We start from the raw sequence: 14982 nt of genomic DNA, 5'->3' as shown, positions 1-14982 counted from the left end.
GAATGAACGGAAACTGAATTTAAAATTACATTTATGTAATGGTTGTTAATGGTTAGACGGGGACGTTAATCTTTCTGTTGGAGATTTCAGTCCAGTTTTTGCGTCGATCAGGCTGCCCGTTGGAAACCGGGCAGCCTGTTTCAAGTATTAGACGCGTTCAGCGGATTTTGCCCAGAGGTTGATATCCGCGTCCTTCGCGTAACCGTCGATTTCCGCAAGCTCCTCTGTGGAGAAGTCGGCATTGTCGAGCGCCTTCACGCAATCCTCGACCTGTTCGACACGGCTCGCACCGATGAGCGCCGACGTGATGCGACCACCGCGCAGTACCCAGGCGATAGCCATCTGCGCGAGCGTTTGGCCACGCCGCTCGGCAATGCGATTGAGCGCGCGGATGTTTTCGACATTGCGCTCGTTGAGGAAGGCGGGGTTGAGTGACTTGCTCTGCGATGCACGGCTACCATCAGGCACGCCACCCAGATATTTCGTCGTCAGCATGCCCTGCGCCAGCGGCGAAAAGACGATGGAGCCAATGCCAAGATCTTCCAGCGTTTCGACCAGACCGTCTTCCTCGATCCAGCGATTGATCATGGAGTAGCTCGGCTGGTGGATGATGCAGGGCGTGCCGAGATCTTTCAGGATCGCGGCGGCCTCACGGGTGCGTTTCGAGTTGTATGACGAGATGCCGACATAGAGCGCCTTGCCCGAGCGCACGATCTGGTCCAGTGCGCCGCAGGTTTCCTCAAGCGGCGTGTTGGGATCGAAACGGTGGGAGTAGAAGATATCAACGTAGTCCAGCCCCATGCGCTTCAGGCTCTGGTCGCAGGACGATATCAGATATTTGCGGCTGCCCCACTCACCGTAGGGACCGGGCCACATGTTATAGCCCGCCTTGGACGAGATGATCATTTCATCGCGGTAGCCTCTAAAATCCGTCTTCAGGATTTCGCCGAAGGCGGTTTCGGCGCTGCCAGGCGGTGGACCGTAATTATTGGCGAGATCGAAATGGGTAATGCCAAGGTCAAAGGCGCGGCGGCAAATGGCCTGTTTGGTTTGGTGCGGTGTGTCGTTGCCGAAATTGTGCCACAGCCCGAGCGAGATCGCCGGCAGCTTCAGGCCAGTCTTTCCGCAATGATTGTATTTCATGGATGTATATCGGTTTTCGGCCGGTTGCCAAACCATGGGTCTTCCTCCACTTGCTGATGAATGGTTGCCGGAGAAGCCGGCAAACCTTTGAAAGATGAGGGCAGGCGCAACGTTGCCTGCCGTTCCGCTAAGGATGGTTAAGCCTTTCGCCGCGTGGTTTCAATGCGAGGATTGGCAGGTATAAAGATCGAAGATACGGAACTGCGGCTGCCCGCTGCCCGCCTTCGGGGTGAAGATGATCCGGCGTGTTTCGCCCGCTGCGAGATCGAACAGATTGTCGGAATAACGCCCGGGCTGATCGGCCTCCAGCATGACGAAGAGGGCAAGACCGGCTGCGGTGACATCGATTTCGAGCTGGCCGTTTTTCAATGTGGCAGTGGAGAACGTCAGCCCAGCGGGCTGGAGCTCCAGAGACTTGTAGGTGTCGCGCACATGATGGCCTTCGCCTGTCATGCCGTTGGATGCTATGAAGTTCCAGGCAAGGATGGAACCATCAGGCAGGCTGTCCATGTCGATTTCTGTCAGCGTCGCAGCCTTGTCCGTTGCGCACGTGCCGTTGGCGGATTTCAGCGGCACGCGGTTACCCTCCATCGTGAGGGCGACAATATTCATGTCGATCTCGACATCTTCCGCCGTGTCGTTGACCATGGAGAAACTTAACCGGCGTCCGTCTTCCGAGGGAATGGCGGAAACCGAGACCGGCTGGAAGAACCGGCGGGCAGCATAATGCAGCGCCTTCCAGCCGCCGCCGTAATCCAGGCTCGACCATGAGGCAACCGGCCAGGTGTCGTTGAGCTGCCAATAGAGCGTTCCCATGCAATGGGGTTTCAGCGAGCGCCAGTAGTCGACCGCGGTTCGGATGGCCAGCGCCTGCTGTACCTGGCTCAGATACACGAAATTTTCGAAATCCTTCGGAAAGCGGAAATAGCGGAACATGGTGCCAGCAATGCGCTCATTGCCGCCGACATTCTTCTGGTGCAGTTCGATCACCGGGGAGGCGATGTTCATGTCTTTCTCTTCCGCATAGGTGCGGATGACAGGCATGGAGGTGTAGGACTGAAAACCGAATTCAGAGCAGAAGCGCGGTTTGACCGAGCGGTAATTGTCGAACGATTTGTTTTCGTGCCAGACGGACCAGTAATGCATGTCGCCGGAACCATCCGCATGCCAGGCATCACCATAATCGAGGTAGCCTGAAGCCGGGCTGGAGGGCCACCAGAGTGCTTCGGGGGCGGCTTTTTTCAGCGCCTTTTCGATAGTGCGGTTGAGGCGGTCGTAAGCCACGAGATAACGGTCGCGGTTGTTGCGGGGCTCCTCGAACCAGGTGAGGGCACCCACCAATTCGTTGTCGCCGCACCAGAGCGCGATGGACGGATGGGAGGACAGGCGTTTTACCTGATAGTCGACCTCGTGTTCGACATTGTCGAGAAAGTCTTCGCTGCAGGGGTAAAGGTTGCAGGCGAACATGAAATCCTGCCAGACCAGAAGACCGAGACGGTCACAGAGATCGTAGAACCAGTCTTCCTCGTAAAACCCGCCGCCCCAGACGCGGATCATGTTCATATTGGCCTCGACGGCCGAACATAGAAGGTCTTCGGTTTTTTCGCGGCTGGTCAGCGAATAAAGCGCATCGGATGGAATCCAGTTCGCGCCACGGCAGAAGATTTCCCGGCCGTTGATGCGGAAGGCAAATCGGCTACCTGCCTCATCCTTGTCCGTCAGAAGTTCAATGGTCCTGAAGCCGATCCTGCGGGTGACGGTTTCATCCGGCAACTCCACCGCCAACGTGTAGAGCGTCTGTTCGCCGCTGCCCGCCGGCCACCAGAGCGCGGGCTCTTCTACGAAGAAGACGTGGCGCACCACCGTCTCACCCGCACCCACGCCGCAATCAAGCCGCAGCCTTTCGTCGTTGAGGGAAAGATAGAGCGGAAGGCTCGCCGGACCTTCGGCAAACAGCGTGATTGCCACATGCAGCTCGACGCCGCCCTCGACATGATGTTGTGAGGTGACGACGTGTTCGACCCGTGCCGTATCGAGGCGCTTCAGCAGGATTTTGCCATAAAGGCCGAGCGGAGCGATCGCGATATTCCAGTCCCAGCCGAAATGGCACTGTGGCTTGCGCAACATGTTGCCGTTGGCAATCGGCGAGTTGCCCTCATGATGGGGAATGTAAAAAGGTTGTCGCGCCTGCCGTTCCGCCCCGGCTGCGATGTTGGAGTGGAAATGGATACGAATGGTGTTTTCACCGGGCCGCACGGCGCGAGACACATCGGGACGGTAACGTCGGAAGCAATTGTCCGAACTCAAGACCGGGACATCGTTGACGAAGACGATCGCGACGGTGTCGAGATAATCTATATCGAGATACCAGCTGGCATCGGCGTCATCGAGGATGAAGGTCCGCTCTATGATCCAGTCCCGATGCGCGACCCATTGCACCGCATTTTCATTGGCACCGTGATAGGGGTCTGGAATGATGCCCGCGTTTTTGAGTGCGCTGTGAACGTCTCCCGGCACGGTAAGGTCGGTCGTATGGTCTCCTTCCAGCGAGGTCAGGCGCCAGAGCCCGGCCAGATCGATGACGGTTTCGGGCGTGGAGGAAGAAATCATGATGGGACCCTGCATGGACGAATTCAAATAGGATAAGCTGGCCATTATGACGCAGGCTTGTGTCGGAATCTGGGGAAGATGCATGCCCGCCAGCCAGCCGTTATCCAGCTCCCTCAGCTCGGCAATCTCCTCCCTCCGGCAACGTTACCGTAAAACAATCGTTCCGTCATGTCTTCGGAGTGAAACTTCATGCGCGAAAAATGCCCGTTGGTACTATTGGAAAACCACGGGTACGGATGCCTTGATATCTATTGACTTTTATTTATAAATATCAATTAATTATTGATACTAATTAATCTAGTTTATTGGCATTGTTTCTCTCTCGAGCAGAATTTTCGAGAGCGCGTAAGGTCGGTAATCCGGGATAAGTCTGTTCGATATTTTTCACGACCTACATCGTTATAGCCAAAGGCCCGAAGACCGGATCGGGTGTGACGGCGACCGGCGACGTTTGCCTTTGCAAGAAACAAAAAGCTATCTATGATTATTGTTCTGCAAAGCGTGGCGAAATGACATGAACGATACTGGTAATTCCGGCAGGGACGAAGCGAAGGCGACAACGGGCGAGCGCCCGACCTTGAAGACCATCGCCTACATGACGGGTCTTGGCATCACCACCGTGTCACGCGCGCTGAAGGATGCGCCTGACATCGGCGCGGAAACCAAGGAGCGCGTGCGGCTGATTGCCCAGCAGATCGGTTACCAGCCGAACCGAGCTGGTGTGCGCCTTCGCACCGGCAAGACCAATGTGATCGCGCTGGTGCTGAGCGTCGACGAGGAATTGATGGGCTTCACCAGCCAGATGGTATTCGGCATCACCGAGGTTCTTGCGACGACGCAATATCACCTCGTCGTTACCCCTCACACCCACGCCAAGGATTCCATGGTGCCGATCCGCTACATTCTCGAAACCGGTTCGGCGGACGGGGTCATTATCTCCAAAATCGAGCCGAACGATCCGCGCGTCCGTTTCATGACGGAGCGCAAAATGCCCTTCGTTACCCATGGGCGGTCCGACATGGGCATTGAGCACGCCTATCACGATTTCGATAACGAGGCTTATGCCTATGAGGCCGTGGAGCGGCTGGCGCAATGTGGGCGAAAGAGGATCGCCATCATCGTGCCGCCATCGCGGTTTGCGTTCCACGACCACGCCCGCAAGGGGTTCACCCGCGGTATCAGGGATTTCGGCGTTTCCGAATTCCCGTTGGATGCCATCACCATCGAGACGCCGCTCGACAAAATCCGCGATTTCGGCAAGCGCCTGATGCAATCAGACGATGGCCCTGACGGCATTGTCTCCATCAGCGGCAGCAGCACGATTGCGCTTGTGGCGGGGTTTGAGGCAGCCGGTGTCAGGATCGGCAAGGATATCGATATCGTGTCGAAACAGTCCGCCGAATTCCTGAACTGGATCCAGCCGCAAATCCACACAGTCAACGAGGACATAAAACTTGCGGGCAGGGAGCTTGCCAAGGCTCTGCTGGCACGCATCAACGGTGCGCCGCCAGAAACGCTGCAAAGCATCAGCCGCCCGGTCTGGTCCTCAATGGCGCCGAAGCCTTGATAGAAGGAACGCCTGTGCGGATCAGGACAGGCAATCCTTCAGCGAGTCGGCGATGCCGCGCATCATCTTGAAGTAGAGATCAGGACCCGGTTCAAGCGTGGCCGCTTCGGGATCGAGCGTCGCAGACTTTGCCGCCGTGCCTTCGGTTATGACGGAGATCAGTTTCGGCTCGAATTGCGGTTCGGCAAAAACGCAGGTCGCGCCAAGTTGGCGAACCTTTTCCTGCATCTCCCTGACGCGATCGGCACCGGGCAGGGTTTCGGGGCTGACGGTGATCGATCCCGCCGTTTTTACGCCGTAGCGATGCTCGAAATATTGATAGGCATCGTGGAAGACGATGAAGGGCTTGTCCCTCACAGGCTTGACCGTTTCGGCAATTTCGCTGTCGAGCGCATCGAGATCGTCGATCAGTTTCTTCGTATTGGCCTGATAGGTTTCCGCATTGCCGGCATCGGCGGCAATCAGCGCGGTTTCTATCGTCTGGGCCATGGCCTTGGCGTTGGCCGGATCGAGCCACAGATGAGTGTCGTACGCGCCGTGTTCATGGTCGCCGTCATCGTGCGCATGATCATGATCATGAGCGTCTTCGCTGTCCGAATGGCCGGCATGTTCTCCATGGGCCTCTTCGCCATCGTCATGCGCCTCGAAAGGGCCGCCTTCGCGGAAGGGAAGCTTTTCCAGCCCCTTGGCGTCTTCCAGTTCGACCACTGTTGCCTTGCTGGTCAACGCCTCCAGCGGCTTCTGCAGAAATGCCTCCAGTCCAGGCCCGACCCAGAAGACCAGATCGGCCTTTTCCAGCGTGCGGGCATTGGAAGGCCGCAGATTATAGGTATGCGGTGAGGCGGCGCCGTCGACAATGAGTTGCGGTTCGCCCACGCCACGCATGATTGCCGCGACGAGGGAATGGACAGGCTTGATCGAGACCACGACATTTGGGGCGGCGGTGGCGCCGGAGGCGGCCGCCGCTATTGCTACCGATGCCATGAGCGGGATCACGAACGATCTCATGAAATGCACTCCACTTGAAGAAGTATAGTTATGTTATTACATTTATTGCGTAACTCTATAACGTATGCGATAGCGGTAAGCAACATCGCCGATCGGACAATCCCATGCTTCATTCCGCCCATGCGGGCAAAGAGATACTGGTGTCACTTTCCAATGCCGGCGTGCAGCGCAACGGTCGCTGGCTCGTGCGCGGCGTGGAGTTTTCCGTCAGCAAGGGTGAGATCGTCACGTTGATCGGGCCGAACGGTTCGGGCAAATCAACCAGCGCGAAAATGGCGATCGGTGTCTTGAAGCCGAGCGAAGGCGCGGTATCGCGCATTGCCGGTCTGAGGGTCGGGTATGTGCCGCAGAAGCTTTCGGTCGACTGGACCATGCCGCTTTCTGTGCGCCGGTTGATGACGCTGACCGGGCCGCTTCCCGCGCGCGAAATCGACGCGGCGCTGAACGCCACGGGTATCGCGCATCTGGCAAACGCGGAGGTGCAGCATCTTTCTGGCGGAGAGTTCCAGCGGGCGCTTCTTGCCCGCGCCATTGCGCGCAAGCCCGATCTGCTGGTTCTCGACGAGCCCGTGCAGGGCGTTGATTTCTCCGGGGAGATCGCGCTTTATGATTTGATAAAAAATATCAGGAATTCAAACAATTGCGGAATTCTGTTAATCTCGCATGACTTGCATGTGGTAATGGCGGAAACCGATACCGTAATATGCCTGAACGGCCATGTCTGCTGCCGGGGAACGCCGCAGGCGGTGAGCCAGAGCCCGGAGTATATGCGGCTTTTTGGTGGGTCGGCCGCCAAGGCGCTTGCTGTTTACAGCCACCATCACGACCACACCCATCTGCCCGATGGCCGGGTGCAGCACGCGGATGGTTCGGTGACCGAACATTGCCACCCCGATGATGGCCATCATCATGCGCATGAGCAGCATCACGACCATAATCATGACCACGGGGACTGCGGCTGCGGCCACGAGCATGACGGACATGCCACTTCAAGCCACCAGCAGGGAGAGCGGCATGTTTGACGATTTCTTCGTTCGCGCCATGATCGCCGGCATCGGTGTTGCGCTCACCGCCGGTCCCCTTGGCTGCTTCGTTGTGTGGCGGCGCATGGCCTATTTCGGCGATACGATGGCCCATTCGGCACTGCTTGGCGTTGCGCTGTCGCTGCTGTTGCAGATCAACCTCATCGTCAGCGTCTTTCTTGTAGCCTCGGCGGTTTCGATCCTGCTGATTTTTCTGCAACGGCGGCAGGCGCTTTCCGCCGATGCGCTCCTCGGCATACTCTCTCATTCGGCGCTGGCGATCGGCCTCGTCATCGTTGCCTTCATGAGCTGGGTGCGCATCGATCTCGTCTCCTTCCTGTTCGGGGATATTCTGGCCGTTACCCGCAGCGATATCGCGCTGATCTGGGGCGGCGGGCTGGTGGTGCTGGTTTCCATGGTGTTCCTGTGGCGATCTCTGCTGGCCTCCACAGTCAATACCGAGTTGGCCGAGGCCGAGGGGTTGAACCCGGAACGCGCCAAGCTCATCTTCACGCTGTTGATGGCGCTGGTGATCGCCATCGCCATGAAGGTGGTCGGCATCATGTTGATCACATCGCTGCTCATCATACCGGCGGCGACAGCCAGACGTTTTTCTTCCACGCCTGAGGTGATGGCTGTGGTCGCGTCTGTGATTGGAGCGGTTGCCGTCGTTGGCGGCCTGTTCGGATCGCTGAGTTACGACACGCCATCAGGACCGTCCATCGTGGTTGCCGCCGTGATCCTGTTCGTTATAAGCCTGTTGCCGGCACCGGGTTTTTCCCGCTCCGCAGATGAAGGAGGCAAGTCATGAATGCGCAGAACCTTACCAAAAACCAGTCGCTGGTCATGAATGCCTTGTCGAATGCGCATGCGCCTCTCAGCGCCTATGTGATCCTCGACAAGCTGCGCGATGATGGTTTTCGCGCGCCGCTGCAGGTCTACCGGGCGTTGGAAAAGCTGGTGGAATATGGTCTCGTGCACCGGCTTGAAAGTCTCAACGCCTTTGTTGCCTGCACCCACACGCAGGCAGAATGCTGCTCGCATCATCATGGCACCGTCGCCTTTGCCATTTGCGAATCCTGCGGCCAGGTGAACGAGTTCCACGATCACGAGATCGACCATCGCCTCGAGCGCTGGGTCAAGGACAGCAAGTTCAAGGCGGAAAAGACCACTATCGAAATTCGTGGTCTGTGTGCCGCCTGCGCGGGGTAACACCGTTTGGCGACAGCGGGCGTTCTTGCCCGCCATCCGTCATTTTTCGATGACTTCCAGATCCTTCGAAAAACGTTTCCAGTTTTCGATGTAATTTTCCGCCGAGCGGCGGATGCTGGCGACGGCGTCGTCATCCAGCGTTCGTACGGCACGCGCCGGCGATCCGACGATCAGGGAATTGTCGGGAAACTCCTTGCCCTCCGTCACCAGCGCATTGGCGCCGACCAGGCAGTTGCGGCCGATCTTTGCGCCGTTCAAGATCGTTGCGCCCATGCCGACGAGCGAATTGTCGCCGATGGTGCAGCCGTGGATGATGGCGTGGTGGCCGATGGTGCACATTTCGCCGATCGTGGCGGCAAAACCGAGATCGCTGTGCACCATCACGCCGTCCTGAATATTGGTGCCGCGACCGATGCTGATTGGATCATTATCGCCGCGCAGCGTCGCGCCGAACCAGATGCCGACATCCTCGGCAAGTATCACCGAGCCAATGACATTCGCATCGGGTGCGACCCAGTAGCGATCCGTGGCGGGGGTCTGAGGCACCCGATCTGCGAGGCGATAAAGCGGCATGGCGGTTCTCTCCCTTTGGATTATGCGCCGAAAGCGATCAGGCGACCGTAACGGACAGGGTGCCGACACCGTCTACACCACACTCGATCCGATCGCCGCGCACAATGGGGCCGACGCCTGCGGGCGTGCCGGTCATGATGACATCCCCAGCGGCAAGCGTGAACAGCTTGGAAAGCTCGGCAATCACTTCCGGCACTTTCCAGATCATCTGCGCCAGATCGCCTGTCTGCTTGCGCTCACCATTGACATCGAGCCAGATCGCACCGGTCGACGGATGGCCGATCTTGTCTGCGGGAACGATGGCGGAGACCGGCGCGGAATATTCGAACGCTTTTGCGCCCTCCCACGAGCGTCCCATCTTCTTCAAACCATCCTGAAGGTCGCGGCGTGTCATATCGATGCCAACCGCGTAACCCCAGACGTGGCCCAGCGCATCGCTTGCCAGAATATCCGCACCGCCGCTTTTCAACACCACGACGCATTCGACTTCGTAATGCACGTTCGACGAAAGCGAAGGGTAGGGGAAATCCCGACCCGCAGGCAGAAGGTTGTCCGGATTTTTCTGGAAATAAAACGGCGGTTCCCTTGAAGGATCGTGGCCCATCTCGATGGCGTGATCGGCATAATTGCGGCCGACACAATAGACCCGCCGCACGGGGAACATCTCGTTTGTGCCCTCTACAGGCAGAAGAACGGGTTCTGGAACTGGAATGACGGTGGCGGCCATGGGATTTCCTGTCGTCTTTTTTAGAACTGCAAGTCTTGTCCCGCGATTCCTGGGTGATTTCCAGTTCAAAATGACCGCAGCTGCAAAACTGGCTTTTTGCGGTCCTTTGCTGTAGAAGCCGCCGCAAAGAGGTTAATTCATGTACAGACAAGCGCTTGCAAACGGCGAAAAAATCTTTGCCGTGGCCCCGATGATCGATTGGACGGACACGAGGTGCAGATTTCTGCACCGGCAATTGTCGAAGCGTGCGCTGCTTTATACGGAAATGATCGTTGCCGACGCCATCATCCATGGCCAGCGCGACAGGTTGCTCAACTATCACACTCAGGAACATCCGGTCGCATTGCAACTCGGTGGGTCGGATCCGGTCAAGCTTTCGGAGGCGGTGCGGATCGCCGGCGATTATGGCTATGACGAGATCAACCTTAATGTCGGCTGTCCTTCGGACCGGGTGCAATCCGGCACTTTCGGCGCATGTCTGATGCGCGAGCCCGAGATTGTCGCGCAATGCGTGACGGCGATGAAGGCCGTTGCGAAGGTGCCAGTCACGGTCAAATGCCGCATCGGCGTGGACGATCAGGAGCCGGAAGCCGTGCTGCCGGATTTTCTTTCGCGGGTTGTGGCGGCGGGCGCGGATGCGGTCTGGATCCATGCGCGCAAGGCTTGGTTGCAAGGGCTTTCGCCGAAGGAAAACCGTGAGGTGCCGCCGCTCGATTATGATCTCGTCTATCGCATGAAGCGGGAAAATCCTGACATCTTCATCGGCATCAACGGCGGTATCTCCGATCTCGATCAGGCAAGCCTCCATCTGCACCATATGGACGGCGTGATGCTTGGCCGTGCGGCCTATCACAATACGTCCATCCTTGCCGATGTCGACCATCGCATTTATGGCGAAGAGGCCCAGCAAGCTGACTGGATGGGGCTGCGTGATGCGATGATGGCCTACGCCGCCGACTACATTGCCGCTGGCGGGCGCCTTAACCACGTTACCCGTCACATGGTCGGCCTGTTTCAGGGCATGCCCGGCGCGCGCCGTTTCCGGCAAATCCTTTCCAGCGACGCCACACGGCCGGGCGCTGGAACCGAGGTGATCGAGGCGGCGTTCGCGGCAGTCGATTTCAACCCGGCGAAAGAAATGGCTGGCTGAGCCAGTCAGACCAATTTCTGCAATACCTGTGCGCCGTTTGGTGCATTGACCTTGCCGCCGGTGATGAAGAAAGCGAAGACATCGCGAGGGGTCTTATCGACTTTTCTATCGGGAGCGATCAGCGGCAGGTCATCCGGAACACCGCCCGCCGCATAGGTCTTGACCCGTTTTACCCAATGGTCAATCTCGGCCTTCGGATAACAGGTCTCGATATCGTCTTCGCCCTTTTGCAGGCGGCAATAGACGAAATCGGCAGTTACGTCAGGCAGCATCGGATAATCGTGATGGTCGGCGCAGACGACCGCGACCTTGTGTTTGGCGAGAAGATCGATGAATTCCGGCACCTGAAATGTCGGGTTTCGCACTTCGACCACGTGGCGAAGGCTGATGCCGTCCTGTTTTTCGGGCAGCAATGCCAGAAACGCCCCGAAATCCTCGGCGTCGAATTTTTTAGTCGGCGCGAATTGCCAGAGAATCGGGCCGAGATGGTGGCCGAGCTCCGTCAGCCCCTGTGTCAGGAACTTCGTCATGGATTCACCCGCCTCGGCCAGGACCTTGCGGTTGGTGACGAAGCGGCTTGCCTTCAGGGAGAAAACGAAATCCTCAGGCACGTCCGCCGCCCATTTGGCGAAGGTCTCGGGTTTCTGGCTGCTATAATAGGTGCCGTTCACCTCGATCGCCGTCAATTGCCGGCTGGCATGTTCCAGCTGGCGTTTCTTCGGCAGTTTTTCCGGATAAAACGTGCCTTCCCACGGCTCGAAAGTCCAGCCGCCGATACCGGTGCGGATCGTGCCTGATGTCGACATATACTGTTCCTCCTCGGGCTATCGGCCTTACGTACCCTTGCTGCGAAAGGTGCGGATTACTCCGCAGCCTCGCGTTTTCCGGCTGGCCGCCGTTCCAGAAGTTCCTTCAGGAAATGGCCGGTATAGGAGCGCTCGTTCTTGACGATGTCTTCCGGCGTTCCGGTTGCCACCACTTCGCCGCCGCCCGTGCCGCCTTCTGGGCCAATATCGATGATCCAGTCGGCCGTCTTGATGACTTCGAGATTGTGCTCGATTACCACGACGGAATTGCCCTGATCCACGAGCGCCTGCAGCATTTCCAGAAGCTTGTTGACGTCGTGGAAATGGAGACCCGTCGTCGGCTCATCGAGAATGTAGAGCGTGCGGCCGGTGGAGCGTTTCGACAGTTCCTTGGCGAGCTTGACGCGCTGCGCCTCGCCGCCGGAGAGCGTATTGGCCTGCTGGCCGACCTTGATGTAACCAAGGCCGACATCGAACAGCGCTTGCAGCTTGTCACGCACGGCCGGAACGGCGGCGAAGAATTCAACGCCTTCTTCCACCGTCATATCAAGCACGTCTGCAATGGACTTGCCCTTGAAGGTCACGTCCAGCGTCTCGCGATTATAACGCTTGCCGTGGCAGACGTCGCAGGTGACATAGACATCCGGCAGGAAGTGCATCTCGATCTTGATGACGCCGTCGCCCTGGCAGGCTTCGCAGCGTCCGCCCTTGACGTTGAAGGAGAAACGGCCAGGTGCATAACCGCGCGCCTTCGCCTCCGGCAGACCGGCGAACCAGTCACGGATCGGCGTAAATGCGCCGGTGTAGGTGGCGGGGTTTGATCGTGGCGTGCGGCCGATTGGCGACTGGTCGATATCGATCACCTTGTCGATGAATTCGAAACCATCGATGCGGTCATGCTCGGCCGGAATTTCGCGCGCGCCCATCACGCGGCGTGCTGCCGACTTATAGAGCGTCTCGATCAGGAAGGTGGATTTGCCACCACCCGACACGCCGGTAACAGCGGTGAAAACGCCAAGGGGAACGGCCGCAGTAACATTCTTCAGGTTGTTGCCGCGTGCGCCAAAAACCTTGATTTCGCGGCCCTTTTTCGGCTTGCGGCGTTCTGCCGGCACGGCGACGCCAAGTTCGCCGGATAGATATTTGCCGGTCAGCGATTTCGGATTGGCCATGACCTCCTGTGGCGTGCCTTCGGCGATCACCTGACCGCCGTGAATGCCGGCGGCGGGGCCGATATCGACAACGTAATCCGCCGTCAGAATGGCATCCTCGTCGTGTTCGACCACAATCACGGTATTGCCGATATCACGCAGATGTTTCAGCGTATCGAGCAGGCGGGCATTGTCACGCTGATGCAGGCCGATGGACGGCTCATCCAGAACATAGAGAACGCCGGTGAGGCCGGAGCCGATCTGCGAAGCAAGCCGGATGCGCTGGCTTTCTCCGCCGGAAAGCGTGCCGGAATTGCGTGACAGGCTGAGATAATCCAGCCCGACATCGTTGAGGAATCGCAGACGTTCGCGGATTTCCTTGAGAATGCGAACCGCGATCTCGTTCTGTTTGGCGTTCAGATTTTCCGGCAGCGTCTCGAACCAGTCGCGTGCCATACGGATCGACATCTGGGTGACTTCGCCGATGTGCATCCTGTTGATCTTGACGGCGAGCGCTTCCGGCTTCAGGCGATAGCCGGCGCAGTCCGGGCAGGGGGCCGCCGACATATAACGCTCGATTTCCTCGCGCGCCCAGGCGCTGTCGGTCTCTTTCCAGCGACGCTCCAGATTGGGAACGATGCCTTCGAAATTCTTCACCGTCTTGTAGGAGCGCGCGCCGTCCTGATAGTTGAACTCGATCTTGTCGTCAGTGCCCTGGAGAATGGCGTGCTGCGCCTCTTTCGAAAGGTCCGTCCATTTGCTTGACAGCTTGAAACCGAAGGCCTTGCCCAGCGCCTCCAGCGTCTGGTTGTAATAGGGGGAAGACGACTTGGCCCAGGGGGCGATCGCGCCATCCCGCAGGGTGCGTGCAGGTTCGGGCACGATCAGGTTTTCGTCCACCTTCTGCTGCGAGCCGAGACCGTCACAGGTGGGGCAGGCGCCGAAGGGATTGTTGAAGGAAAAAAGCCGGGGCTCGATTTCCGGGATGGTGAAGCCGGAGACCGGGCAGGCGAATTTTTCCGAAAACAGCATACGCTCGTGGGTCTCATTGAGCGATTTGTTTGCGGAGCCGCCAGCCGAGGTTTCTTCCGGCGGCAGGGGCTTGTCGGCAAATTCGGCCACTGCCAACCCGTCGGCTAGCTTGAGGCAGGTCTCGAGACTGTCGGCAAGGCGTGCTGCCATGTCCGGGCGCACGACGGCGCGGTCCACCACCACATCGATATCGTGTTTGTACTTCTTGTCGAGGACGGGAACGTCAGCGATCTCGTAGAACTGGCCATCCACCTTGACGCGCTGGAAGCCCTTCTTCATCAGCTCGGCGAGTTCCTTTTTATATTCGCCTTTGCGGCCGCGCACGATCGGCGCGAGAATATAAAGGCGCGTGCCTTCCTCGAAGGCAAGGATACGGTCGACCATCTGGCTGACCGTCTGGCTCTCGATCGGCAGGCCCGTCGCCGGCGAGTAAGGCACGCCGACACGCGCAAACAGCAGGCGCATATAGTCGTAGATTTCCGTGACCGTGCCGACCGTGGAGCGCGGGTTCTTCGAGGTGGTTTTCTGCTCGATGGAAATCGCTGGAGAAAGACCCTCGATGCGGTCTACATCCGGCTTCTGCATCATTTCGAGGAACTGGCGCGCATAGGCCGAGAGGCTCTCGACATAACGGCGCTGGCCCTCGGCATAGATTGTGTCGAAGGCAAGCGACGACTTGCCCGAGCCGGAGAGCCCGGTCATGACGATCAGCTTATTGCGCGGTAGATCCAGATCGATACCCTTGAGGTTATGCTCACGGGCACCACGGATGGAAATCGTCTTCAGTTCACTCATGATAAAGCTCGGACAAAATTAACAGGCCTGATGGCGGCGCGTCCTTATGTAGTGACGCAACCGGACGTGTCGAGGTTTATTCCCTATCGATCGATGGCTTTTCGGCTCACTTGACTCGAATTTCGTGATTTAATAGAACAAAAAAGGAACAAATTGCAAGTGCGAATATACTCTCTGAAAAAGTCA

At 58.0% G+C, this 14982-nt stretch carries 12 protein-coding genes; 5 read left to right on the top strand and 7 right to left on the bottom strand.

Annotated elements, in window-relative coordinates; all coding sequences use genetic code 11:
* Positions 1-147: 147 nt before the first annotated feature.
* Positions 148-1179: an L-glyceraldehyde 3-phosphate reductase gene (mgrA, locus tag G6L97_RS05895; RefSeq protein WP_111783050.1), complete on the bottom strand. Its 1032-nt coding sequence runs from the start codon at positions 1177-1179 to the stop codon at positions 148-150.
* A 123-nt stretch (positions 1180-1302) separates the two neighbouring features.
* Positions 1303-3768 carry a beta-mannosidase gene (locus tag G6L97_RS05890; protein ID WP_174002804.1) on the bottom strand — a complete coding sequence of 822 codons (2466 nt, stop codon included), beginning with the start codon at positions 3766-3768 and terminating at the stop codon, positions 1303-1305.
* Positions 3769-4267: 499 nt separating this feature from the next.
* Here G6L97_RS05890 and G6L97_RS05885 point away from each other — a divergent pair, with 499 nt between their 5' ends.
* The gene (locus G6L97_RS05885) at positions 4268-5320 is read left to right on the top strand and encodes a LacI family transcriptional regulator (protein ID WP_111783051.1); all 1053 of its coding nucleotides are present in this window, start codon (positions 4268-4270) and stop codon (positions 5318-5320) included.
* Between the two features lie 21 nt (positions 5321-5341).
* On the opposite strand, the gene znuA is transcribed toward G6L97_RS05885, so the two are convergent.
* Positions 5342-6328 (bottom strand): zinc ABC transporter substrate-binding protein ZnuA, encoded by a 987-nt coding sequence (gene znuA, locus G6L97_RS05880; RefSeq protein ID WP_111783052.1) that lies wholly within the window; start codon positions 6326-6328, stop codon positions 5342-5344.
* Between the two features lie 104 nt (positions 6329-6432).
* On the opposite strand from znuA, the gene znuC reads away from it, so the two are divergent.
* The 3 genes from znuC to zur are packed head-to-tail and all read left to right on the top strand — an operon-like array spanning position 6433 to position 8562.
* Positions 6433-7350 (top strand): zinc ABC transporter ATP-binding protein ZnuC, encoded by a 918-nt coding sequence (znuC, locus tag G6L97_RS05875; protein WP_025593463.1) that lies wholly within the window; start codon positions 6433-6435, stop codon positions 7348-7350.
* Entirely contained in the window at positions 7343-8161 is an 819-nt protein-coding gene (gene znuB, locus G6L97_RS05870; RefSeq protein ID WP_025593461.1) for a zinc ABC transporter permease subunit ZnuB, read from the top strand. The genes znuC and znuB overlap by 8 nt, the downstream gene beginning before the upstream one ends.
* On the top strand, positions 8158-8562 hold the full coding sequence (zur, locus tag G6L97_RS05865; protein ID WP_025593459.1) for a zinc uptake transcriptional repressor Zur: 405 nt from the start codon (positions 8158-8160) through the stop codon (positions 8560-8562). Before znuB ends, zur begins: the two co-directional genes overlap by 4 nt.
* Positions 8563-8601: 39 nt before the next feature.
* Here the strand turns inward: zur and G6L97_RS05860 are convergent, their stop codons facing one another.
* Together G6L97_RS05860 and G6L97_RS05855 are read right to left on the bottom strand one after the other, a co-directional pair.
* Positions 8602-9135 (bottom strand): gamma carbonic anhydrase family protein, encoded by a 534-nt coding sequence (locus G6L97_RS05860; protein WP_111783054.1) that lies wholly within the window; start codon positions 9133-9135, stop codon positions 8602-8604.
* 37 nt (positions 9136-9172) lie between these two features.
* Positions 9173-9862: a fumarylacetoacetate hydrolase family protein gene (locus tag G6L97_RS05855; protein WP_111783055.1), complete on the bottom strand. Its 690-nt coding sequence runs from the start codon at positions 9860-9862 to the stop codon at positions 9173-9175.
* Positions 9863-10001: 139 nt separating this feature from the next.
* Between G6L97_RS05855 and dusA the strand changes: the two genes are divergently transcribed.
* Positions 10002-11012, top strand: coding sequence for a tRNA dihydrouridine(20/20a) synthase DusA (gene dusA / locus G6L97_RS05850; protein WP_111783056.1), 1011 nt, complete (start codon positions 10002-10004; stop codon positions 11010-11012).
* A 5-nt stretch (positions 11013-11017) separates the two neighbouring features.
* Here the strand turns inward: dusA and G6L97_RS05845 are convergent, their stop codons facing one another.
* Positions 11018-11818: a DUF72 domain-containing protein gene (locus G6L97_RS05845; RefSeq protein WP_111783057.1), complete on the bottom strand. Its 801-nt coding sequence runs from the start codon at positions 11816-11818 to the stop codon at positions 11018-11020.
* 56 nt (positions 11819-11874) lie between these two features.
* Complete coding sequence (gene uvrA, locus G6L97_RS05840; protein ID WP_111783058.1) at positions 11875-14796, bottom strand: excinuclease ABC subunit UvrA; 2922 nt, start codon at positions 14794-14796, stop codon at positions 11875-11877.
* Positions 14797-14982 lie beyond the last annotated feature (186 nt).

The sequence above is a fragment of the Agrobacterium tumefaciens genome (assembly GCF_013318015.2).
GTDB classification, from domain to species: Bacteria; Pseudomonadota; Alphaproteobacteria; order Rhizobiales; family Rhizobiaceae; genus Agrobacterium; species Agrobacterium tumefaciens.
Note: the sequence above shows the minus strand (reverse complement) of the source record. Positions and strands in the feature narration are given on the sequence as shown.

What these genes read in the sequence shown, in the direction of transcription:
- mgrA (WP_111783050.1), bottom strand. Translation starts at nt 1,179, where the DNA reads ATGGTTTGGCAACCGGCCGAAAACCGATATACATCCATGAAATACAAT.
- G6L97_RS05890 (WP_174002804.1), bottom strand. Translation starts at nt 3,768, where the DNA reads ATGCAGGGTCCCATCATGATTTCTTCCTCCACGCCCGAAACCGTCATC.
- G6L97_RS05885 (WP_111783051.1), top strand. Translation starts at nt 4,268, where the DNA reads ATGAACGATACTGGTAATTCCGGCAGGGACGAAGCGAAGGCGACAACG.
- znuA (WP_111783052.1), bottom strand. Translation starts at nt 6,328, where the DNA reads ATGAGATCGTTCGTGATCCCGCTCATGGCATCGGTAGCAATAGCGGCG.
- znuC (WP_025593463.1), top strand. Translation starts at nt 6,433, where the DNA reads ATGCTTCATTCCGCCCATGCGGGCAAAGAGATACTGGTGTCACTTTCC.
- znuB (WP_025593461.1), top strand. Translation starts at nt 7,343, where the DNA reads ATGTTTGACGATTTCTTCGTTCGCGCCATGATCGCCGGCATCGGTGTT.
- zur (WP_025593459.1), top strand. Translation starts at nt 8,158, where the DNA reads ATGAATGCGCAGAACCTTACCAAAAACCAGTCGCTGGTCATGAATGCC.
- G6L97_RS05860 (WP_111783054.1), bottom strand. Translation starts at nt 9,135, where the DNA reads ATGCCGCTTTATCGCCTCGCAGATCGGGTGCCTCAGACCCCCGCCACG.
- G6L97_RS05855 (WP_111783055.1), bottom strand. Translation starts at nt 9,862, where the DNA reads ATGGCCGCCACCGTCATTCCAGTTCCAGAACCCGTTCTTCTGCCTGTA.
- dusA (WP_111783056.1), top strand. Translation starts at nt 10,002, where the DNA reads ATGTACAGACAAGCGCTTGCAAACGGCGAAAAAATCTTTGCCGTGGCC.
- G6L97_RS05845 (WP_111783057.1), bottom strand. Translation starts at nt 11,818, where the DNA reads ATGTCGACATCAGGCACGATCCGCACCGGTATCGGCGGCTGGACTTTC.
- uvrA (WP_111783058.1), bottom strand. Translation starts at nt 14,796, where the DNA reads ATGAGTGAACTGAAGACGATTTCCATCCGTGGTGCCCGTGAGCATAAC.